This is a genomic window from Bradyrhizobium sacchari, assembly GCF_002068095.1.
Taxonomy (GTDB): domain Bacteria; phylum Pseudomonadota; class Alphaproteobacteria; order Rhizobiales; family Xanthobacteraceae; genus Bradyrhizobium; species Bradyrhizobium sacchari.
In genome coordinates this window covers 572,611-593,865 of record NZ_LWIG01000026.1, presented here as the reverse complement: position 1 = coordinate 593,865, position 21,255 = coordinate 572,611, and the positions used below count along the sequence as shown (strand labels likewise).

Annotated in this window: 17 protein-coding genes and 1 pseudogene; 7 read left to right on the top strand and 11 right to left on the bottom strand. The window is 61.3% G+C overall.

What is annotated here, in order from left to right; genetic code table 11:
- The 4 genes and pseudogenes from A5906_RS45050 to A5906_RS26830 form a co-directional block, all read right to left on the bottom strand.
- Positions 1-547: pseudogene (locus tag A5906_RS45050) on the bottom strand (long-chain fatty acid--CoA ligase); the annotation flags it as partial.
- Positions 534-779, bottom strand: coding sequence for an acyl carrier protein (locus tag A5906_RS26840; protein ID WP_080138234.1), 246 nt, complete (start codon positions 777-779; stop codon positions 534-536). The pseudogene A5906_RS45050 and the gene A5906_RS26840, both read right to left, overlap by 14 nt.
- A gap of 34 nt (positions 780-813) precedes the next feature.
- Positions 814-2,724 carry a long-chain-acyl-CoA synthetase gene (locus A5906_RS26835; RefSeq protein ID WP_080138233.1) on the bottom strand — a complete coding sequence of 637 codons (1,911 nt, stop codon included), beginning with the start codon at positions 2,722-2,724 and terminating at the stop codon, positions 814-816.
- Entirely contained in the window at positions 2,721-2,990 is a 270-nt protein-coding gene (locus A5906_RS26830; RefSeq protein WP_080138289.1) for a phosphopantetheine-binding protein, read from the bottom strand. The genes A5906_RS26835 and A5906_RS26830 overlap by 4 nt, the downstream gene beginning before the upstream one ends.
- A 244-nt stretch (positions 2,991-3,234) precedes the next feature.
- Between A5906_RS26830 and A5906_RS26825 the strand changes: the two genes are divergently transcribed.
- From A5906_RS26825 to A5906_RS46420, 5 genes are read left to right on the top strand one after another with little or no spacing between them, the layout of a single operon-like run.
- Positions 3,235-4,461: an acyl-CoA dehydrogenase family protein gene (locus A5906_RS26825; protein WP_080138232.1), complete on the top strand. Its 1,227-nt coding sequence runs from the start codon at positions 3,235-3,237 to the stop codon at positions 4,459-4,461.
- A gap of 25 nt (positions 4,462-4,486) precedes the next feature.
- On the top strand, positions 4,487-5,491 hold the full coding sequence (locus A5906_RS26820; RefSeq protein ID WP_080138231.1) for an amino acid--[acyl-carrier-protein] ligase: 1,005 nt from the start codon (positions 4,487-4,489) through the stop codon (positions 5,489-5,491).
- Between the two features lie 32 nt (positions 5,492-5,523).
- A complete protein-coding gene (locus A5906_RS26815; protein WP_080138230.1) occupies positions 5,524-6,825 on the top strand; it encodes an O-acetylhomoserine aminocarboxypropyltransferase/cysteine synthase family protein in 1,302 nt (433 codons plus the stop codon).
- Positions 6,822-7,958 (top strand): homoserine O-succinyltransferase MetA, encoded by a 1,137-nt coding sequence (gene metA / locus A5906_RS26810; RefSeq protein WP_080138229.1) that lies wholly within the window; start codon positions 6,822-6,824, stop codon positions 7,956-7,958. The genes A5906_RS26815 and metA overlap by 4 nt, the downstream gene beginning before the upstream one ends.
- 8 nt (positions 7,959-7,966) lie before the next feature.
- Entirely contained in the window at positions 7,967-8,230 is a 264-nt protein-coding gene (locus A5906_RS46420; RefSeq protein ID WP_430642418.1) for a hypothetical protein, read from the top strand.
- A gap of 57 nt (positions 8,231-8,287) precedes the next feature.
- Here the strand turns inward: A5906_RS46420 and A5906_RS26800 are convergent, their stop codons facing one another.
- The 3 genes from A5906_RS26800 to A5906_RS26790 all read right to left on the bottom strand — a co-directional run bounded on the left by A5906_RS26800 (position 8,288) and on the right by A5906_RS26790 (position 15,831).
- Positions 8,288-14,161, bottom strand: a complete 5,874-nt coding sequence (locus A5906_RS26800; protein ID WP_080138227.1) for an ATP-binding sensor histidine kinase — start codon at positions 14,159-14,161, stop codon at positions 8,288-8,290.
- 288 nt (positions 14,162-14,449) lie between these two features.
- A complete protein-coding gene (locus tag A5906_RS43175; RefSeq protein ID WP_080138226.1) occupies positions 14,450-14,887 on the bottom strand; it encodes a hypothetical protein in 438 nt (145 codons plus the stop codon).
- 113 nt (positions 14,888-15,000) lie between these two features.
- Positions 15,001-15,831, bottom strand: a complete 831-nt coding sequence (locus A5906_RS26790; protein ID WP_080138225.1) for a sugar phosphate isomerase/epimerase family protein — start codon at positions 15,829-15,831, stop codon at positions 15,001-15,003.
- Between A5906_RS26790 and A5906_RS42645 the strand changes: the two genes are divergently transcribed.
- Positions 15,830-15,976: a hypothetical protein gene (locus A5906_RS42645; RefSeq protein WP_161495435.1), complete on the top strand. Its 147-nt coding sequence runs from the start codon at positions 15,830-15,832 to the stop codon at positions 15,974-15,976. The two genes, A5906_RS26790 and A5906_RS42645, sit on opposite strands and share 2 nt — an antisense overlap.
- A 1,084-nt stretch (positions 15,977-17,060) precedes the next feature.
- Entirely contained in the window at positions 17,061-17,549 is a 489-nt protein-coding gene (locus A5906_RS26780) for a hypothetical protein (protein ID WP_347337618.1), read from the top strand.
- Positions 17,550-17,598: 49 nt separating this feature from the next.
- On the opposite strand, the gene A5906_RS26775 is transcribed toward A5906_RS26780, so the two are convergent.
- The 4 genes from A5906_RS26775 to A5906_RS26760 all read right to left on the bottom strand — a co-directional run bounded on the left by A5906_RS26775 (position 17,599) and on the right by A5906_RS26760 (position 21,223).
- Positions 17,599-18,354: an ABC transporter permease gene (locus A5906_RS26775; RefSeq protein WP_080138223.1), complete on the bottom strand. Its 756-nt coding sequence runs from the start codon at positions 18,352-18,354 to the stop codon at positions 17,599-17,601.
- Positions 18,351-19,163: an ABC transporter ATP-binding protein gene (locus tag A5906_RS26770; RefSeq protein WP_080138222.1), complete on the bottom strand. Its 813-nt coding sequence runs from the start codon at positions 19,161-19,163 to the stop codon at positions 18,351-18,353. Before A5906_RS26770 ends, A5906_RS26775 begins: the two co-directional genes overlap by 4 nt.
- Before the next feature lie 7 nt (positions 19,164-19,170).
- On the bottom strand, positions 19,171-20,145 hold the full coding sequence (locus tag A5906_RS26765; protein WP_080138221.1) for an ABC transporter substrate-binding protein: 975 nt from the start codon (positions 20,143-20,145) through the stop codon (positions 19,171-19,173).
- 88 nt (positions 20,146-20,233) lie between these two features.
- Positions 20,234-21,223: an ABC transporter substrate-binding protein gene (locus A5906_RS26760; RefSeq protein ID WP_080138220.1), complete on the bottom strand. Its 990-nt coding sequence runs from the start codon at positions 21,221-21,223 to the stop codon at positions 20,234-20,236.
- Positions 21,224-21,255 lie beyond the last annotated feature (32 nt).

The following is a 21,255-nucleotide window of genomic DNA, read 5'->3' as shown; positions in this document are numbered from 1 at the left end:
GGCGGATATCGTAGAACGTTGCCCAGATTGCGTCACTGTGACGCGCAGGCCCCTCGGAAAGGATCGCACCGGCGAGCCCGTCGAGTGTGTGTCGGACGATCTTCGGCAGCCCCGACGTCCCCGACGTCAGCATCAACCATTCGGTCGCATGGTCGACCGTCCGTCTCGCAGCTCTCGATTTGGGCAGGTCGATGCCGATAACACTGCATCTTCCAACACAGTATTCGGGTGGCGGTTGATCGGTGACGATGGTGTCGATGCCGGCCTGCTCGACGAGAGCCCGCAGGCGTTCCCAATCGAGATCGGGCGGGCATAGAAGCATGCGGCGTGCGAGGCCGTCGAGCTCGATCATGGCAAGCGCGGAGAACAGCTGTCTCGATGTCGCAAGCAGCACCGAACGGCCAGACGGTTCGCAGCATTCGCCAGCGAGGCAGCTGTGCTCGATCATGTCGGCCAGCGATACACTGTGCCGGGCATCGGAAATCGTGCGATCCTTCGGTCCCCGGCCGAGGTAGTGGCGTAGCCCGATGATGTCAGGCAGGGACATTCTCATAGGCTCTGACAAACTCACCGAGGGTAGACGGGAAGGCCGCGTCCTCGGCAACAGTGAAGGGATCTATACCGAGCTCGTCCTCCAGCCGCGCAACCAGGATGGCGAAGGCCAGCGAATCGAACCCGGTTTCGTTTAGGGACAGGTCGTCCTGAAGCCGCGGAAGCGTGACTTTCTGTTCCTCGGCGATTTGGTTCATCGCGGAGAAGATCTTCGTTCTGACCGACATGGTACCACCTCACATTTCGGCCTCCGGGCCGATACTAGACTCTGATTGCGCCCTCGACGATGCGCGCGTAGACGGCCCGATCGATCGGGCGATAGTGACCGGTCGCCAGATCGCGCACGAAGAGCGGGTCGTCCACGACCGAAGGATCGAACCCCTCACGGATCAATCGCTGCTTCTCCTTCCTGAAGGTATCAGTCGTATCCAGCGCCAGGCACAACCTGACGAAAGCTGGGATCGCGTAAGGCGGCAGGCGATGCGAAAGGTGCTCGCTGAACATCTCGAAATCGAAATTCTGGTTCACCACCAAGGCCGCCATGCCGGCGCGGCCGTCGGTCCCGGACACCGCAACTCCATAGGTTGAGGCGTCGAGAACGCCGGGGCAGTCCGCGATTGCGTCGTTCACTTCGCTGGTCGCGACGTTCTCGCCCTTCCAGCGAAAGGTGTCGCCGACGCGGTCGATGAAGTGGAAATAGCCCTGCGCGTCGCGCATCATCAGATCTCCACTGCGGAACCAGGCATCCCCCATTGCGAAGACGTCGCGCAGAATCTTCTTCTTGCTCTCGGCTGGATCGGTGTAACCTTCGAAGGGTCGCCCGTCGGAATTGGGCTCGCCAATACGTCCGACAGCCTCACCGATCTCGCCAGGAGCGCACGTGATGCAGAGCCCAGCGTCGTTACGGACTGGGCGGCCGCGGTCAGCATCGACCTTGACGATCGAGGTCGGAAAGCGATGCGCCAGAACAGGCGGTATCCGGCCGATCGCTCCCGGCTTTCCATCGACGTTGAACAGCGAAAAATTGCCTTCGGTTGCAGCGTAGAATTCGAGAATCTGCGGAATGGCGAACCGGTTGGCGAACGCCTCCCAGATGTCGCGGCGCAATCCGTTGCCGATAGCCAGCCGCAGCCGGTGCCGCGTCTCTTGGTCGGATACCGGTGCCTTCAGCAAATAGCGGCAGAGCTCGCCGATGTACTGGAAGACGGTACAGTCGAAGCGCTCGATGTCGCCCCAGAAGCGGGCCGCGGAAAATTTCTCCGCTATCGCAACCGATCCGCCCGCGCAGAGCATGCTGCAGGGAGCCGTGACGCCACCCACGGAGTGGTGGAGCGGCAGGCAATCGTAGAGACGATCGTCGATGGACGCGTCCGCCAATCCGGCAAACCACCCGCCCCAGGCGAGAACACGGCGATGACTGACGTTCGCCGCCTTTGGTAGGCCGGTGGTGCCCGAGGTGTAAATGAGGAGCGCGCGTTTATCGATCGTGACATCGCCACGTTCGGCGGAGGACAGCGGTCGTGGCTCGAAGGTGGTGAGCGCCGCATCCAGATCGTCGCGTTGATCGCCGCTGCCAAGACTCCAGCATCGCGGCACGCGGTGCAGGTGCGGACGGGCGCCCTCGAAGGCATCTACGCAATCGGCGGCCAGGATGAGGTGATCGGCGTGAGCGACATCGATACAGTGGGCGAGAGACCGGCCGACCAGCCTGGTGTTGATCAGCGCCACCGTTGCGCCGACCCTGCTGATACCGAGCCAGCAGGCGAGGTAGTCCGGCTGGTTCGGTGCCAGTAGGCAGACGGTGCGGCCGGCTTGAAGGCCAAGGTGCCGCGCCCAACGCGCATACCGGTTGATCCGGTTGGTGAGTTCGCCGTAGGTGAAGGATTGGCCATCCGAGAGCAGGGCAGGTCGGCCGGGCTGCCGTTGTGCCCAATCCTCGACGATGTCGGCGAACAGACGATGCGGCTGGGCTTCGAGCCGTGCGGTCAGTGCGATGGCTTGCAGCCAGGCCTTGGCCACGGAGCGCCGCGGAACGTCGCGCCCGATCGCGCGCTGGATCACGGCTTTGTCTAAAGTTTGATCATGCGGCCGGGCTGGATCGGTATGCTCGCGCACCCGCTCGATGCGGCTTGCCTGGTTCTCGGAGCACAATCTTTGTTCAACTGGCTTCATCCCGCCCCGGATCCGAGCTGGTTGAGGATCATCCGCTCCATCGCCTTCACCGATTGGAAATTTTCGGGTGTGATCTCGAGCTGGGGAAGGATGAGGTCGAACTCGGCTTCGACTTTGAGCATCAACTCGACCATGCCCATCGAGCTCAGCCCAATGTCCACGAGTCGCGACTCCGGGTGGACCTCAGCAATGATTGCGTTCTGCTGGAGGACGCTCCTGACGACCGATAGGACGCGGTTCTGAACGTTGACGGCAAAGTCGTGCATTTCGGCCGGTCTCCTGCCGTGGCCAGGCGTGATGACATGGTGGGCGACGATACCCAACCGTACCTTCCGCCAATAGCTCTGCTTCGGAGGTACCTCGCCCGGGAGCGGAAGCTTCCTGATACCCACTTCTGCGCTAAGGACGCGACGAGGGAAGTGGTTTAGTTGTCGGTTTTGCAACGGAATCCTTCGAGACCTGGCTCGCATCGTCCAACCATGACATCCATGACGCGGGAGGCTCTGGCCCATGACTGTGCAGGAAGTTCAGTTCCGCAACGGCGCTCCTGAGTTCGGCCGAACCGCATTCTCTTCCGACGAATCTTCGTTCCAACAGCGAACGGCAGATGTCGCGGAGGTCGCCGCGGCGGAGGCAGAGGCGGTCGATCGCGAGGCACGCTTCCCGCAGAAGGCGATCGACGCGGCGCGGAAGGAACGTCTTCTCGGAGCCCAGATTCCGATCGAGTTCGGCGGGGAAGGTGCGTCGATCTCCGAAATCGCGGATATGTGCTACGCGCTCGGTCGCGCCTGCGCCTCAGTCGGGATGATTTTCGCGATGCATCAGACCAAGGTCGCGTGTCTGGTTCGCCACGGCGCGGGAAGTTTGTGGCACGAAAGTCTCATGCGACGTGTGGCTGCCGAGCAACTGCTGCTGGCATCCTCGACCACGGAAGGCCAGAACGGTGGAAACATACGCTTCAGTTCGGCCGCGGTGGAGCGCGCAGGCGGCGAGATTTCGCTGCTGCGCGACGCGACGGTGATTTCGTACGGCGCCGAGGCGGACGGCATCGTCACAGTGGCCCGCCGATCCGAATCTGCTGCCGGATCCGATCAGGTGCTGCTGGCCATCACCCGTGATGATTATACGCTTGAGCGCACCATGGGGTGGGAGACGCTCGGAATGCGTGGAACCTGCAGTGCAGGTTTCAAGCTGAACTTCAGGGGCACTGCGGACCAGATATTCCCGGTAGCATACGAAAAGATCCATGCGCAGACGATGACGCCCGTCGCCCATCTGTGCTGGTCCTCGGTCTGGGCCGGAATCTCCGCAGCGGCAGTGGATCGGGCACAGCTCTTCGTCCGCAAGGCCGCTCGCGGATCGGGCGGCAATATGCCTCCTGCCGCGGCGCACTTTACCGCCGCCAGGATGACGCTGACGAAATTACGCGCCATCATCGCGGCAAGTCTGCAATTCTATGAGGTTCGTGGACAAGACGTGCGCGCGCTGTCGTCCGTCGACTTCCAGTCCTCGATCAACCTTCTCAAGGTGGAGGCCTCCGAGCTTGCGGTTGCGACCGTCATGCACGCGATGCGCACCTGCGGCCTCTCCGGTTACCGCAACGACACCGACGTGAGTATCGGCCGCCACCTGCGTGACGTGCTTTCCGCTCCGATCATGATCAACAACGATCGCATCCTCGCAAACATCGGCCCAGCTACGCTCATGAGCACGGTTCCGGAGTCGCTGTGTGATTGATTTTCTCTGGGAAGGAGAGGGCCTGATGAAAGTGGCAATTGTTGAAACACCAGCAACCTCCACTCCGCTTCAAGCGGATCCATTGGACCATCTCGCCGATGCACTGTTCCACGAGATGGGCTCGCCCGGCGTCTATGGCCGCACCGCACTCTATGAAGACATCGTGGAGCGAATTGCCGTGGTGATCTCGCGAAATCGCGACCCGAACACCGAGGTGATGCGTTTTCCGCCTGTCATGAACCGCGCCCAGCTCGAGAGGTCGGGCTACCTGAAGAGCTTTCCCAACCTCCTCGGCTGCGTCTGCGGCTTGCACGGCATGGAAAGCGAGATTGACGCGGCGGTCAGCCGCTTCGATGCCGGCGGTGACTGGACCACCTCGCTATCTCCGGCCGATCTCGTTCTGTCGCCGGCCGCCTGCTATCCGGTCTATCCGATCGCGGCGAGCCGAGGGCCCGTGCCTGCCGGCGGCTGGACCTTCGACGTGGCCGCCGACTGTTTCCGTCGCGAGCCGTCGCGCCATCTCGACCGGCTGCAGTCCTTCCGAATGCGGGAATTCGTCTGCATCGGCAGTGCTGATCACGTCTCGGCGTTCCGTGAGCGCTGGATCATGCGCGCGCAGAAGATCGCCCGAGCTCTCGGCCTAACCTTTAGGATCGACCACGCCAACGACCCGTTCTTCGGCCGGGTCGGGCAGATGATGGCGGTAAGTCAGAAGCAGCAGTCGCTGAAGTTTGAACTGGTGGTGCCGCTGCGCTCGGAGGAACGGCCGACCGCTTGCATGAGCTTCAACTACCACCGGGATCATTTCGGCACGACCTGGGGCATCGTCGATGCAGCGTCCAGGCCGGCTCACACTGCCTGCGTGGCGTTCGGAATGGATCGTCTGGCGGTCGCCATGTTCCATACCCACGGCAAAGACGTCGATCGGTGGCCGACCGCAGTGCGCGAGCTGCTGGACTTCGCGCAGGCCGACGACCGAGCACCTTCAGCAAGCGGGGAGGTCCGATGCGCCAAGGAAGTCGGGAGCTAGCCCGGGGCCGGAGAACCGAAGGGCCAGCTACCATGAGAAGAGAGACTGTCGCCGTCCACGGCGGCTTCGACGACGATCCGGCAACGAAGGCCGTTGCCGTGCCAATCTACCAGACGGCCTCCTATGCATTCGATAGCGCCGATCACGGAGCGGCGCTCTTCAACCTCGAAGTTGACGGCTTCCGTTATACCCGGATCGGCAATCCAACCAACGCTGTATTGGAGAGGCGTGTCGCCGCTCTTGAGGGAGGCGTCGAGGCACTCAGCGTTGCCTGCGGGCAGGCTGCGGTGAACTATGCGGTCGTAAACATCGCCGAGATGGGTACCAATATCGTCTCGGTTCCGCAGCTCTACGGCACCACACATACGCTGTTCGCGCACATCCTGCCGAGGCAGGGCATTGCCGTCCGCTTTGCGGAAGACGACCAGCCGGAAAGCGTTGAACGGCTGATCGACGACGATACACGGGCGGTGTTTTGTGAGAGCGTCGGAAATCCGGCCGGCAACGTCTGCGACATCGAGGCGATGGCTGATGCCGCGCACCGGCACGGCGTTCCGCTGATCGTCGACAACACCGTGCCGACACCGATCCTTCTCAGGCCGATCGAGTACGGCGCCGACATCGTTGTGGAGTCACTTACGAAATTCATGGGCGGGCATGGCACCACACTCGGTGGAATCATCATCGACAGCGGTAGGTTTCCTTGGACGGAGCATCGTCGACGCTTCCAGATGATGAACGAACCGGAGAAATCGTACCACGGTCTGGTCTTCACCGAGCGCTACGGCGCCGCTGCCTACATCGCGCGTTGCCGCGCCGTTTCCCAGAGAACCACAGGCGCCGTGCTGGCACCGATGAACGCTTTCCTGCTGCTCCAGGGCATCGAGACCGTTGCGCTCCGGATCGAGCGGCACGTCGAGAATGGCGCAAAGGTCGCGCGATACCTGCGCGATGACGGCCGTGTCGGGTGGGTAAATTATGCGGGCTTTCACGATAGTCCCTATTTCGAATTGACGCAGAAGTATCTGGATGGTCGGGCGTGTTCGCTGCTGACTTTTGGTGTCGCCGGAGGTTTCGAGGCGGGCAAGCGGTTCTACGACAGGCTGAAGCTCTGCAAGCGACTGGTCAACATCGGCGATGCGAAAACGCTCGCGTGCCACCCCGCATCGACGACGCACCGGCAAATGTCCGTCGAAGAGCAGGAGAGGGCTGGCGTGCGGCCCGAGATGATCAGGCTGAGCGTCGGAATTGAGCACATCGACGACATCCTCGCGGATCTCGATCAGGCGCTCTGCGGCGCGAATGTTTCGGCAACCGTGAAGGCATTCGGATGACTGTCTTAATCGATATAGATTCGCACGAGCACCACCTCTTCTCCAGGACGCCGAGCGGCGCCTGTGCGAAGGCGCCCTTGGGGAGCCGGGGAGATTGTATCGACATCGGCCTTATCAACAACATGTCGGATGCCGCCCTGATGTCGACCGAGCGCCAGCTGTTCGACCTGCTCGATGCGGCCGCGGGACGAGTTTGCGTCAGGCTGCACTTCTATACGATGGAGTCGACCCCCCGTTCGGAATGGGGGCGCGACTACGTGCGCCGGTACTACCGTGGCATCGGTGACCTGCTGAACAGCAGCCTGGATGGAGTGATCGTGACGGGCGCCGAACCGCGAGCCGCCAGCCTGACAGACGAGCCATATTGGACCACCTTTGCCGAGATCGCCGACTGGGCGACGAAGAATACCGTGTCGTCGGTGTTTTCCTGCCTGGCTGTTCATGGAGCTGTCCTGCACCTGGACGGCGTTGCGCGCCACAAACTGCCTGCCAAATGTTTCGGTGTCTTCGCTCAAACAAAGACGAGACATCATCCCTTGATGCAGGATGTACCAAGGACCTTCCGAATACCGCACGCCCGTTGGAATGAGGTGCAGGAGGAGGATCTCACGGACTGCGGATACTCGGTTCTCACCTGGTCGGCGGAGGCCGGGGTCGACTGCTTCGTCAAGCAGCAGAAGAACAGTCTTTTCATCCATTTCCAGGGCCACCCCGAATATGAGACCCAGAGTCTGCTTGGTGAATATCGAAGAGACATGGGGCGTTTCCTCCGGGGAGAGAACGAAGTCTGTCCGACGATACCGAGAAACTATTTGAACGAGGGTGCGGAAAAGATGCTGATCGCGTTCCGACAGAAAGCTCTTTCCGACAGAAGCCCGGAGCTTTTTGCCGAGTTTCCGGCCGATCAGCTGGCGAAGGAACTTAGCAATGTCTGGCGTCTTCCGGCCCGGCGGATATACCGCAATTGGTTACACTATATTGTGTCGCAGCGGGCCCGACGCTCACATTCGGTGCGAGACGCAGCTCTCGCTGCAGCCGCAATTCCGCCGCATCGTCGCGGACGCAAGTTGGTTGCCGCTCCATCCGCTCGTCTGGCACGCTCGCCAAACCCCGGAACCACCAGGCGGCTTTGATACAGGGAGTGAGAGTTCAGACGATGGTCCGATGTCGTGAGATAGGAGCAGCCGATCTCGACGCCGTCGCCGATCTCCTGACAACCGGCTTTCCAAAACGCTCGCGGGAGTACTGGATCGAGGGGCTCAGGGCGCTGCTCCAACCATTTGAGCGGCTGGTCAGGAGGCTGCGTGTGCACCGGGAGATCAAGAAAAATCTCATCACAGCCAATGTGAGCCAGCTTGTGGCGCGTGTGCAGGACTTGAACACGAAAGCATCGAATTGCCTCTAGCGCGATCGCTACCCCGCTCGAAGGACGCCGGTGCGCGAAAGTTGAAAGCGGTGATCATCACGAGGCGTCAGCGGGGTAGGCCGGCACCGTGAAGTGAAAAATCGCACCTCGCGGCAGATTGCGGGTCACCCATAAGCGCCCGGCATGAGCTTCGATGATCGAGCGGCAAATCGACAGTCCGACCCCCAGGCCGCCCGGCTTCGTCGTGTAGAAGGGGTCGAAGACGCGTTCGAGATTTTCCACGATCAATCCCGGTCCGGAGTCCTTCACCTCGACGAGAATGCACTCAGGCGCAGCCTGCGCCGTGGTGATCAGCACTCTTCTGGGTCCGTCCGCGACCGTGCCTATTGCCTGGACGGCATTGATAATCAGATTGAGTATCACCTGCTGCAATTGGACGCGATCGCCCTCGACAAGCGGCAAGCTGTCTGCAAGTTCGGTCTGCACCGAGACGTCGTTCTTCATCGCTTCGCCGCGGGCAAGCTCAATCACGTCCCGGATCGCCTCATTGATGTCCAAGCGACCCTTCCGGGGCGGCGCTTTCTTGATGAGATCACGAATTCGTTGGATGATGTCGCCGGCCCTCGCGGTGTCGTTGATAATCCAACCCAGTGATTCCCGAACTCGCTCGAGGTCGGGCGGGTTTCTGTCAAGGAATCGCGCGGCCGCACCAGCATTCATGGATGCCCCGGCAATCGGCTGGCTCACTTCGTGGGCGATCGAGGCCGTGAGCTCGCCCATGGTGGCGAGGCGGTTGGCATGCGCCAACTCCCTCTGCATCTCGCGCAGGGCCTCCGCGGCCCGCTTCTGTTCGGTGACGTGCCGTCCGACGCCGCGATAGCCGGTGAACTGCCCGGCCTGATCGAAAACCGGCATCCCGGAGACGGCCACGTAGCGCTTGCGGCCGTCGGGCGTTGGGCGCGCAAGTTCGAAATCGCGGAACGGCAGGTGGGCATCGAGGGTCTCCCGATGCTTGCGCCAGGCCTCCTCGTCGGGCTCCAAGTAGGGCACCTCCCAGCGGGTTTTACCAAGTTCAGAGCCCGCGGCGGGCGTGTCAACCAAGCTTTCGGCGAACTCCTGGCGGATGAAGCGATGGTTCGCATCGGATTCCCAGTACACGTCGAAAGAGAACTGTACGAGAGTACGAAAACGCTCCTCGCTCTCTCGCAGTGCTTCCTCGGACCGCTTGCGCTCCGTCAGGTCGACGACAAAGGAGACGCCTTGATCCCGTTGAGCGTCGAACGCAGCCATTCCGATCAACACCGGGACGCGGCTTCCGTCCTTGCGAAAATACTCTTTCTCGAACGGCTGCACGCTGCCCGACTTCTTCAGTTCCGGGATCCACCATCGCTCGTGGCGGTCGAGCCATTCCGGCGGTGTCAGCTTAGTCCAGAGCAGGCGGCCCGAGGCGAGGTCCTCACGGTCGTACCCGACGATGCGCAGAAACGCATCATTGGCCTCCAGAATTGGACCTTCAAGCTCCCAGATAATGATCCCGATGATGTTGGCGTCGACCAGGCGGCGGATCTTCGCTTCTCGTTCTCTGAGATCGCGATACAGGGTCGCATTTTCCAGCGCGATTGCCGCTTGCGAGGCGAGCAACTTCATAACAGCAACGCGCGCGGGTGCAAAGACGTGGGGCGCCAGTGTATTCTCAAGGTAGAGCACCCCGATTGGTTTCGCATGGTTGATCAGGGGCAGGCACAGAATGGAACGAGCCTTGCGCTGATTAACGTAGGCGTCCGTGGCAAAAGGAGGCTGAGACGCGGCATCCTCGACAACAGCGCACTCTCTGGTCCGCAGTACGTATTGCAGAACGGGTTCCAGAAGAACAGCCTCGGTCACGGCTGCATCGCGCAGTTCGACGGTAACTCTATCGCCGACCGTCGTGGCTTCCGCCTCGATGCGTGGCTCGTTTTCATGCGACAGGATCAACAGACCCCGTTCGGCTCCTGCTTGTTCAATAGCCGTGTGCATCAGCGTCTCGATGAGCTTTTCCAAAACCATCTCGCCTGATACCGCTTCAGAAACCTTGATGACGGTCGCGAGATCGAGATGCTCCACCGGTGCCCCGATAGTGCTCATCGGGCCCGGCTCTGATCTCGCCTCCTTGAGGTGCGGATGGATATCCTCTAGTTGCCGCACCTTGCCGACCGCCCCCCAGCGAACATAGCAATCGCGCGCTCTTCGCAGATAGATGCAGGCAAACTCTTCGAAGCCACGCGTGCCGTAAAAGCGCGCGGCCAATTCGTAAGCGAGCGCCTCGTGGTGGACGAAGCCGTTGTCGCGGGCGTAGCGGATGGCTTGTTCATAGAGACGCTCGGCGTCAAGTTCTCTGCCCTGCAGGCGGGCGATTTCGGCGCCCGCGAGCACGGCGCGATCCGCGAAATTCTCGGGGCAATCCTGCGCCCACAATTCGAGCTGCCGCTGGTGCGCGGTCAAGGCGCCAAAGTGCCCTGGCCGTTGTTCGGGGGAGGCCGAATCCCAACATGCAGCGTGCGATAGTGCTGCATAGAATTCGTATTCCGCCGTTTCGAACAGTTGCGGCGATGACCAGGGTAGCCTGCGCGCCTTGTTTGCGGCATCGACCGCTGACACATAATTACCCGCAAAAAAGCATGCTTGCAATTTTCGGATCCAGTACCAGCTTTCAGGCAGTGCGAATGCCGGATCGGCGGCCAAATGCCGCTCGAACCGAAACTCGTCGGACTGATCGTCGTGAAGAGCGCCGAACCGCCGCGTCAGGCCGCGGAGCATCCGGATCAATCCAAGCTGCGGGGTTATGATGTCGCCGATCAGGGCGAACTTCGCCTTCTCCGTCCACCGCAATCCGTGCTCGGCTTCGCGCTGTGCTTCTGCAAGCGGATCGCCCGCGGCGAGGAAATTCGTATTCAGGCTGGCGCAACTGAACGCCGCGAATGTGACGTCACCGCTGTTGCTAGCGGCCTCAAATGCGCGGCGAAACGCGTCTCGGGCATGCCGGAGGTGCTTGGTCCATGAAAGGACAAGGTTGCCATAGTTCAAGTAGGTCCTTGCGTGAACGCGCGAAAATTCGCGCCGCTCGACGAGCTCAGTGCCGATACCGCTGAATCGAAGCCCCGTCTGGTAGTCGCCGAAACGCGTGCCGGCGATGGCGCCGAACATGACGTAAGGCACGCATGACGAATCGCTGTTTCCCCACTCCAGGCTGAGATCGACCGCTTTAATGACCACCAGCGAGCGAAGGTTTGCATCAGTGAAGAATGCCGGCGGCATGAGCGCCATCAGAAGATCCAAGGTGGCCAATGCGAGTGCGTCGGTCATCAGTGGCAGGTCCAAGAGTGCCTCGATCGGCCGATCCCCGAACCGAGATAGGACGCGCTCGTATTCCTCTCGGACGTAATCATCGCTTGGGTGGGCCACCCATCGAATCCCGAGTTGTTCCAGACAGCTGAGACCGATGCAGACTGCGCGGGCCGGCTTGCTTAGCGTAGTATACAAATCCACCAGCCGCCGCGCGACAACAGCAAGGTCGGCTGCATTCGCGCTTCGCGTCGTCAGCTCTTGTAAGCGCTGTTCCGCCTCGATCACGGCGCCGGTGACGAATTCGCATTCGGCGCGATGCAACTCGAGCGAAAAGGCAAGCTGCTGGCAGCGCTTCCAACGGTCGTCTGGTAATAACGTCGCACCGGCTGCGGCGTAGCTCAGCGACGAGGCGTAGGCCGCCGAGCCTCTCGCACGCAGGCTGGCCGTCAGATTGAGCTCCGCGATCTGCTCGCGTTCGTCCGGTGAGGTGATCAACGCCGCGCCCCGATTCAGCTGATTGACGATTGCGAAGATCGCCTTTTCCCGCTTCTCCCCGGATGTCTGCGCCAGCAACTGCCGCCCGATTCGTAGATGTAGCGCCGCCCGTTGATGATCCGGGATCAGCGAATAGCAGGATTCCTGCACGCGGTCATGGACGAACCTGTAGGCGCCGTTCTGTTGCTCGACCAATTGCTGGCGGGTCGCTTCCCAGAGCGCCGCATGAACCTGCTGCTCGGAGCCCCCGAGAACGATCGAGAGCGTCGTGGTTTCCACGTAATTGCCGAGGCAAGCCAACGCCTGCAACGTGTTCTGTGTGTCAGCTGGCAGCTGGGACAGCTTTGCGATCATCAGGTCCACGACGTTGTCGGTGTGCGCCTTGACGTGGATGCGATCCAGATCCCAGCACCAGCACCCTTCGTCATGATCAAAGCGGACCAGCCCCTCGTCGGCAAGCATGTGAAGGAACTGATTTACGAAGAATGGATTGCCAGCCGTTTTATCGTGGATCAGCTGCGCGAGTGGCGCGGCACGCTGCAAATCGCAGCCAAGGGCATCAGAAAGCAGCTGCGAAATCTGGTCGTCGTCAAGCGGCGCTAGGATGATCTGCTGGAGGTTAGCGCCAGCTTTCCTTAAGGCCTCGAGCCCGCGTCGCAACGGATGGACGGCATTGACCTCGTTGTCCCGAAAGGAGCCGATCAGCATCAGGTATTGCAGATCGGGCCGGGTCAGCAGGTCCTCAAGCAGGTCCAGCGTGGCAGCGTCAATCCATTGGAGATCATCGAGGAAAAGCGCCAGCGGATGCTCGGCACGTGCGAAGACCCCGATGAAACGTCGAAGCATGTGATGGAAGCGGTCTCGTGCTTGCCTTGCAGGGAGCTCGGGAACGGGCGGCTGCTCTCCCATTATCAGCCGTAATTCAGGGATCAGGTCGACAACGAGGCGGCCATTTGCGCCCAGGGCATCATGAAGGGCTTGGCGCCAGCTCGCGAGCTCGGCGTCGTCCTTGCCGAGGAGTGACCTCACAAGGCTCTGAAAAGCCTCGACAAGCGTGGAGTAGGGAATATCGCTTTTGTACTGGTCGAACTTGCTTGATGCGAACAGTCCGTGCGACGGGACAAGCCGACGATGAAGTTCATTGACTACTGAGGACTTGCCGACGCCAGAAACGCCAGAAACCAGCACCAATTGCGGCGCGCCGCTCTTGATCATGCGGTCGAAGGCAGCCAGCAAGCTCTCAATCTCGCTCTCTCTTCCGTATAGCTTTTCGGGGATCAGCAATCGGTCGAGCGTGTCATATTGCCCGAGCGCAAACTCTTCGATGCGACGTTCGGTTTCCCACTTATTCAGGCACCGTCGTAGATCGTGCTCGAGGCCTGATGCGCTCTGATAGCGTTGCTCGGCGGATTTGGCGAGAAGCTTGAGGACGATGGCTGAGATTGCAGGCGGTACAGTGCTCACCCGCTCGCTGGGCGGCACCGGCCTTCTCGCAATATGGCAATGTACCCACTCCATCGAATGTACCGCGGTGAACGGTAACGAGCCGGTCAGCATCTGATAGAGCGTCGCACCAAGCGAATAGAGATCGCTGCGGAAATCGATCGAGCGGTTCATCCATCCGGTCTGTTCGGGCGCCATGTAGGGGAGCGTGCCGACGATGAACTCGGGCGGTCCTGGCGTGCGTCGCTCCCGGGCAAGACGCGAGGCGATACCGAAGCCGGTGAACCGGATCCGTCCGTCCTCACAGTTCACCAGGATATGCGCCGGCTTCACGTCCTTGTGAACGAGGCCGCGCTGGTGCACCTTGTTCAGGGCTGTCGCGATACCGATCGCCAGCCGCAAAAAACGTCCGATGTCCATGGGCGTGCCGAGCAACTGCTCGAGCGGCTGGCCGCCAGGATCATCGAGCAACAGAACCGGGCGACCGCCGTCGTACTCCAGTCCGAACGGCCGCATTGCCCACGTCCCATCCAATTGGTCCTTCAGTGCGAACTCGTGAGCGAGACGATCGAGGATGCCGGACGAAACGTGCTCCGCCCTAGGACGTATCGCCAATACTGATCTACCGGTGCCATCTGCATCCGTGCGCAGCGCCCGGCAGAAGAGGCGGGCATCGTCTTCCCATAGCACTTGGAACCTGCTGTCCATGCGCGTCGAAGCGAAAACTGGGTTCAACCCGAAGCCTCCGCGTGCCCCTCTGTTGCCACTCGACTCTGCCATAAACGCGCGGGTGTGCCCAGCGTAAGCTGCGACGCCGGCCCAAGCACGGCGAAGAAGCGGTGCGGATCGCCGCAGGTTTTCTCACAATCAATGGTTTATACCCGCTCAGAGCTATCGGATGCGGGACTGGATCGCGCTGTGCGCGCCATCCGGTGACAGCACATCACTTGCTCCGACGCATCGATAATGCAACTTCGTGCCCGAGCTGGCTTCAGTTTATTTGCGCAATGCCGCGTGCGGGATGGTCATGATCGCGCCTCGCGAGATCGGTTGCGCAGCAGTGGATGAGGCCGTCCCGACGTCAAGAGCTTCCCGCAAGGAGGACAAGCTTTGCGCTATAGCGGCCTCTTCGCCGACATAAGACGGATGCACATAATCGATTTCGAGCGCGAGGAGTCCCGTGTAATTAGCGCGCCGCAGCAGCGCTAAAGCCTTCGGAATGTCGATGAGGCCCCGGCCCAGCAGAACGCTCGGCCAGAAGCCGAAGTCGCGAGGACTGCCTCGAAACGCAGAGATGTCCTCAATGTTAACCGTCGGTCCGGTGATGCCCGCGGCATTGACCAGCACGTCGATGCTGCCGAAGCGATCTATCAGGCGCGCCATTTTGACGGCGACTTCGCTGGTGAGATCGATCCGCGAGTGCGCCTTCGGCAACGTCCCAGACGATGACGGTTGCTCCGGCGGAGGTCAGCCGCGCACGCGCCGCCTGGCCGATGCCACCGCAGTCACCTGCGATCACGCGACACGCCCTGGGAGATCAAGGCCGCTCATGCGGAAAGCCCTCCGCCCGCGGCCGCGGCCACAACGCGGCGAGCCGCCGCGAGCGCGCGGCGCCCCCATTCCTCGGCCCCAAGCCTGGGCAGCCATTCATCGTTCGGGATTTCGAGACTGAGCGGCAGATCGTCCGGCAGTGCGGAGACGATGCCGGCCAGATCGATGCCGCCCTCACCCGGGATGAGCCGGGCGCAACGAGCAGTGTGAATCAGTTCGTCGTTCGTGGTCGGAATGCGCGCTGGCGCGTCGCAAAGCTGGGCGTAGCTGAGCAGGTTACGCGGCAGTGCTGCGATATCGTTCAAAGTGGTGGCCGAGCGCGCCGCGTGAAGCGCGTCGACCAACACCCGGCCATTCGGTTCGCCAGCCTTCGTCACGATGCGCAGGGCGGCCTCGGCGTTTTTCACCGCGGTCCACGGCATGAATTCAAGATCGGCTGTCAAACCATAGGACGCCGCTGCCTTGCAGAACTGTGCAAACGAGTCGGTCAGCCGTGCTTCATCCAGATCATCGCCGGCGACCAGAATGGCACGCGCCTTCAGCTCGCCCGCCGCTTCGAGGAACGCGGCGAACTGATCGACTTCGAAATCTGCACGGAGCCGGGCAATTTCGACGTCGAACACGGTTATTCCGGTGTCATCGATGCCGCGGATGGTTTCGAGCAGCAGGCACGGGTCGGTTGCCAGCGGAGAGAAGTCGCCGCCGGGCGTCGCCGGCGCAACCCGCACGCCGATTGCCTGGTAGCCGAGCTTTTGGGCGAGCAGAAGCGCGTCCGGAGGCGCCATCGGCGCTGAGGTGAGATAGGCGAGGGAATAGATGTGCGTCATGGCGGGCACCTCGCATCAGGCCAGTGGCGAAACCGATGTCGGCAAGGCGACGATCGAGCGCATGTCGCCGGTCCCGACGCAGCAATTTGCGCCCGCCAGTCTTATCCGCAATACATTTGAAGCTGAAAAACCTCGCAGTCTCTAGAGTGTCCCTCGGATGAGGGGCGATCTAACTCCGACGAGGTTATTCAACCCGATCGATGTCATATTGGGGCGAAGACAAAGGCTTCTTCCGGAAATGGATTTCGGTTCCACGGTTGCTGACTATTCGCTCTTGGATTTAATTTGTTCGTGAACGCGCTGGGCGCATCATTACAACATGCAACTTTTGCTTGCGTGTCGTGCGTTTCCTGTTATTCTGAAGCGGAAGCCGACGTGCATACGCATCGAGGTGAGAGGGCAGGGGCGTTTGGCGTGATGCAGCTTATCGCTGCGAACCGATCCAAGCAATCAAAGAGCATCTGAGTGCTGTAACAGGCGATTCGCATCGCGATGCCGGGTTATCGCATGCTTGCTCCAGTCGACTTCGTGGCAGGTTTGGCAGCGACAGCAAAGCAGCTCGGCTCAGCATTGCGCTCACGACATTTCGAAGTTCCTCGCGAAAGGTCCGGCTGATACCGGCGAACGAGCTGCTGGAATCTTCGCTGATGTGCGATCGACCTTGCGGTTCCATCCAGGCCGGCTCCCAAGCATTCCGCTGCCCCACAGCACGCAAAATGAGTGTGGATAGTACTGACATGGCCGGGGGCTAGTCGAGTGGATCGTGTCGTTCCTTTCTTGGTTGGCGCTGCCATCTTGTTCTTCGCGAACAGGCAATCGTTCTTTCTGTTTTTGTGGGGGTAAGGCCGGATTCGGCGGCATGTCTGTCGGCACTCTTCATCTACGGCTGCCTGTTTCTCTTGTGCGACTGGATGCGCTCGCGGGATGAATTCAGGAAGCCGGTCTACTTCTTCTTTCGTGGTGCAACTCTTGCTGCGCTCTACCTGGCTCCGTACGTCATCCCTTCCGGGGCGACTCCAGTGGGATCTTCCACGCATGTCGCGCTACTTGTCATCGTGGGCGCGATCATCATTTTCGCCGGTCAGATTCTGACGCGCGTCCTATTCTCCGCGGCCGAAGAGCGGAGCTTTTACCGGTAGGCGTTCTCCATGAATCGCCAAGATCAGATCAACGAGGGGAGGAAGCATAATGCGTGACGATCGATCTGGGTGGGACAAGGCATATGAAGAGTGCGTGGGCGCCATGGGCATGACCGGGGGTCTCGTAGGTGCGGTTGCATCATCGCGGTGCGAAATCCACCCAATGCCTACAGAATCACCGGGCCGAAAGAGCCGATGACCAGGCGGCATCAGCGCAACAAATGGTTCATGCCGTTCTGCCGGCGTCTCGACATGGAATATCCGTCCGGCATCCGACACATCATCTTCAATTGCGCGACGCCAATCTCGGATGGCCAGATCCAGGTCGTTCAGCTCCTATTCCGCAACGACAGCGAGGTGGACTGCTCGACGCAAGAGCTGATTGATTGGGATGCCGCTATCATTGCCGAAGATCGCGACATGCTGGAATCGACGGACCCCGACGCCATCGTCGATATGGGTCGCAAGATCGAGATGCACATGCCTTCCGACCGTCCCGGCATGATCATGCGCAAGCGCCTGCTCGATCTTCTTCGGCAGCACGGCGAAGAGGAGCAGCCGCGGACGTATCAGGCGTAGGCTTGATCCTGGCTGCCTAGGTCTGCCAGCCGCAAGGTTTTCCTTGGAATCAGCGTCCGGCCCAGTGGACGAACCGGCGCTCGATCACGAGAAATATGAGGTTCAGGGAATAGCCCAGCGCGCCCGCGGCGAAGATTGCGGCATACATTGCGGGCATGTCGAAGAGCTGCTGGGCCTCGAACACGCGCTGGCCGAGCCCGTCAGTCGAGCCGATGAACATTTCGGCGACGACGATGATGACGAGAGCCAGCGACACACCGTTGCGCAGTCCGACGAAGGTCTGCGGTAGCGACTCCCTGAGCATGACGTCAAACAGGACGCGCGCACGTGAGGCGCCCATCACCTTGGCCGCGAGCAGCCGCGTCTTGCGCGCGTTCATGACGCCATAGGCGACGTTGAACAGGATCACCAAGGCTGCGCCGAAGGCCGCCACCGAGATCTTGGTGCGATCGCCCACGCCGAACAATACCAGGAATAGCGGGAACATGGCCGAGGCCGGCGTCGAGCGGAAGAAGTCGATCAGGAATTCGACCGAGCGGTAGATCTTCTCGGACGAGCCGAGCACGATCCCGAGCGGGATGGCGATGACCGCCGCAATCGCTGTTGATGTGATGGTTCGTATCACCGTCCTGGCGAAGTCGACGCCAAGCTTTCCGGAGTACATGCCCTCCCAGAGCGTGCGGAAGGTCGCAAGCGGCGAGGGCAACAGCACCGGATCGACCAGCCTGAGGAAGGTGACGAGCGACCAGATCGTCAGCAGGATTGCGATGCCGACCAGCGGCAACAGGGCGTGAGCGCGTCTCATCCGCGATGCACCTCGTGCTGGAACAGCTGCAGACAATGCGCCTTGGTGGCGACGAAGCCGGGATCGGACATGGTGCGATCGGTGCGCGGCCGGGGCGCGTCGAACTTGACGAACTCGACGACACGGGCGGGATGCCGCGACAGCAGCAGGACATAGTCCGAGAGGTAGACGGCCTCCTCGAGATCGTGCGACACCAGCACCATCGTCGTCGCCGTTTCCACGAATACGCGTTGCAGTTGCTCGCGCATGAACAAGGTCATCTCATAGTCGAGCGCGGAGAACGGCTCGTCCAGGAACAGGATTTCGGGCTCGACGATCAGCGCACGCATGATCGAGACCAGTTGCTGCTGGCCGCCGGACAGATGATACGGATAGAGCGACAGATCGACCTTGACGCCGAGATGCGCGACCAGGCGCTCGACGCGCCGCTCGCGCTCAGCCTTGGGAACGCCCACCAGCTTGAGCGGGTAGGCGATGTTGTCGAAGGCGCGCAGCCAGGGGAACAGCGCTTCGCGATAGTTCTGGAAGACATAGCCGAACTTGACCTTGCTGATCGGCCGGCCGTCGAACAGCACTTCGCCGGCGTCCATCGGCACCAGGCCGGCGATCATGTTGATCAGCGTGCTCTTGCCGCATCCGTTTGGCCCGAACACCGAAATCAGCTTGCCGCGAGGAATATCGAAGTCGAAATTCTCGTAGATGACGGCATCGGTGTAACCCTTGCAGAGCCCGCGGATGGTGACGTGAGGCGCGGTCCTGTGCGACTCGTCGCGGGCACTGGTCGGCCAGTTTGGGACGGCGCTGCTCACGCGACGCTCAAAACTTCTGCAGGAATTTGGCGGCGTCGACCTTTTCGGGAATGACGCCGATCGACGCGCCGAAATCCGCCAAAGCTTGCAGGTCGGAGACCTGCTCCTTGCTCATGTCGGACGCCATCACGTAACCGAGCATCGGCACCATGTCGACGACGTTATCCGGTGTGAAGGTGTTCTTGAGGAGATGCTTGCGGGCCTCGTCCGGGTTGGTATTGATGAACGCGATCGCCTTGGCCCAGGCCGCGGCGAAGCGCTTGGCGACATCAGGACGCTTCTGGATGAAGTCGCTGGTCACCGCGCAGCCAGCCGCATAGGCGTTGGCGCTTTCGTTGCCAAGAATGTATTTCGAGATCACGCCGGCCTCGAGCGAGCGCGCAACGCCGGCCTTGATCATCATGGACGCATTGGGCTCGAGTGTATATCCGCCGTCGAAGCTGCCCGACGTCATCGCATTGACGTGCTGGCCCATGTCGAGCTGATCGATGGTGTAGTCACCTTCCTTCAGCCCGTTCTTGGCAAGGATGGCCTTGGCGGTGTTCAGATTGGCGGGGCCAGGCGCCGACATCAGCTTGGCGCCCTTGAGGTCGGCGATCGAGTTCGCCGGAAAGCCGTTGCGGACGACGAATTGCTCCATCTTCCAGGTCTTGGTCTGGCTGTTGAGCGCAATGTACATCGCAACGCCCGGCTTCTTGACGTTGGCATTCAACCCCTCGATCGTGACAAGGACGGCGGCAACCTCGATCTGGTTGGTCATGAGCGCCGCGACATTGGCCGGCCCGCCCATCAGCCTTGTCATCTCCGGCTCTATGTTCTGTTCCTTGAAGAACCCGCGCTCGAGGGCGACGAAATAGGGCAATGACGAGCTGAGCGGGAAGACGCCGACCGAGACTTTGTCCTGCGCTCGTGCGGGATTTGTCAGCCCGCCAAGGCCCGCGAGCAGGAGGAGTGTCGCAAGCGTCTTCGTCGTCCAGTTCATGGGGATGTCCGTCCGGTGGGTTCGATTGAATGAGCGGTCGCGGACCGAAGGGAGGACGGGACGCCGGCGCGCCCGTCGTCGCCCTGGGTCACTTCTTCATCGCCTCGATGACGGCAAAGCTGTAGGCGCCTTCGGGCTTCTTGGTGATGACGGGATCGGAGCCACCCGACATCAGGGTCGCCACCGTGCGGTCGTAGTCCTTGACGTCGAGCTTGCCGTCGGCGTCCCCAAGCAGCTTGCCGATCTCGCCCATCATCCGCTTCTGATCCTTCTCGGTCTTGGCGCCGGTCGTATCGGCGGCGAGGATGATCTTCACGGCCTCGTCGGGATGCGCCTTGGCGTATTCCCAGCCCTTCATCGAGGCCTTCACGAACTTCGCCATCTTGGCGACGAAGGCTGGGTCCTTCAGGTTCTTCTCCAACACGTAGAGGCCGTCCTCCAGCGTGGCAACGCCTTCGTCCTCGTATTTGAAGACGACGAGCTGGCTCGGCTTGTAGCCGCCGTCGATCACCTGCCAATACTCGTTGTAGGTCATGGTCGAGACGCAGTCGGCCTGCTTCTGCAGGATCGGGTCGACGTTGAAGCCCTGCTTGATCACCTTGACGCCGCCAGGCGAGCCGTCGGTCTTGAAGCCGAGCTTCGACATCCAGGACAGGAACGGATATTCGTTGCCGCCGTACCAGACGCCGAGCGTCTTGCCCTTGAGGTCGGCAGGCTTCTTGATGCCGGTATCGGCGCGGCAGGTCAGCTCCAGGCCGCTCTTCTTGAAGGTCTGCGAGATGTTGACGAGCGGCACGCCCTTCTCGCGCGAGGCGAGCGCGGACGGCATCCAGTCGACGGTCACGTCGGCGCCGCCGCCGGCGATCACCTGCGGGGGCGCCACGTCAGGGCCGCCCGGCTTGATGGTGACGTCGAGGCCGACCTCCTTGTAGAACCCCTTGTCCCTGGCGACGAAGTAGCCGGCGAACTGCGCCTGGGCGACCCATTTCAGCTGGATGGTGACGGATTCGGCTGCCTGTGCGTTCGAAAGCGTCAGCCCGAGCGATAAGCCTGCGGCCAGTGCCAATGCGTGCTTCATGCAAGACTCCAAATTCAACGTGGACCTCGCCG

What these genes read in the sequence shown, in the direction of transcription:
- A5906_RS26840 (WP_080138234.1), bottom strand. Translation starts at nt 779, where the DNA reads ATGTCGGTCAGAACGAAGATCTTCTCCGCGATGAACCAAATCGCCGAG.
- metA (WP_080138229.1), top strand. Translation starts at nt 6,822, where the DNA reads ATGACTGTCTTAATCGATATAGATTCGCACGAGCACCACCTCTTCTCC.
- A5906_RS26775 (WP_080138223.1), bottom strand. Translation starts at nt 18,354, where the DNA reads ATGAGACGCGCTCACGCCCTGTTGCCGCTGGTCGGCATCGCAATCCTG.
- A5906_RS26800 (WP_080138227.1), bottom strand. Translation starts at nt 14,161, where the DNA reads ATGGACAGCAGGTTCCAAGTGCTATGGGAAGACGATGCCCGCCTCTTC.
- A5906_RS26835 (WP_080138233.1), bottom strand. Translation starts at nt 2,724, where the DNA reads ATGAAGCCAGTTGAACAAAGATTGTGCTCCGAGAACCAGGCAAGCCGC.
- A5906_RS26830 (WP_080138289.1), bottom strand. Translation starts at nt 2,990, where the DNA reads ATGCACGACTTTGCCGTCAACGTTCAGAACCGCGTCCTATCGGTCGTC.
- A5906_RS26820 (WP_080138231.1), top strand. Translation starts at nt 4,487, where the DNA reads ATGAAAGTGGCAATTGTTGAAACACCAGCAACCTCCACTCCGCTTCAA.
- A5906_RS26790 (WP_080138225.1), bottom strand. Translation starts at nt 15,831, where the DNA reads ATGACGCACATCTATTCCCTCGCCTATCTCACCTCAGCGCCGATGGCG.
- A5906_RS26825 (WP_080138232.1), top strand. Translation starts at nt 3,235, where the DNA reads ATGACTGTGCAGGAAGTTCAGTTCCGCAACGGCGCTCCTGAGTTCGGC.
- A5906_RS26760 (WP_080138220.1), bottom strand. Translation starts at nt 21,223, where the DNA reads ATGAAGCACGCATTGGCACTGGCCGCAGGCTTATCGCTCGGGCTGACG.
- A5906_RS26815 (WP_080138230.1), top strand. Translation starts at nt 5,524, where the DNA reads ATGAGAAGAGAGACTGTCGCCGTCCACGGCGGCTTCGACGACGATCCG.
- A5906_RS42645 (WP_161495435.1), top strand. Translation starts at nt 15,830, where the DNA reads ATGGCGGGCACCTCGCATCAGGCCAGTGGCGAAACCGATGTCGGCAAG.
- A5906_RS26765 (WP_080138221.1), bottom strand. Translation starts at nt 20,145, where the DNA reads ATGAACTGGACGACGAAGACGCTTGCGACACTCCTCCTGCTCGCGGGC.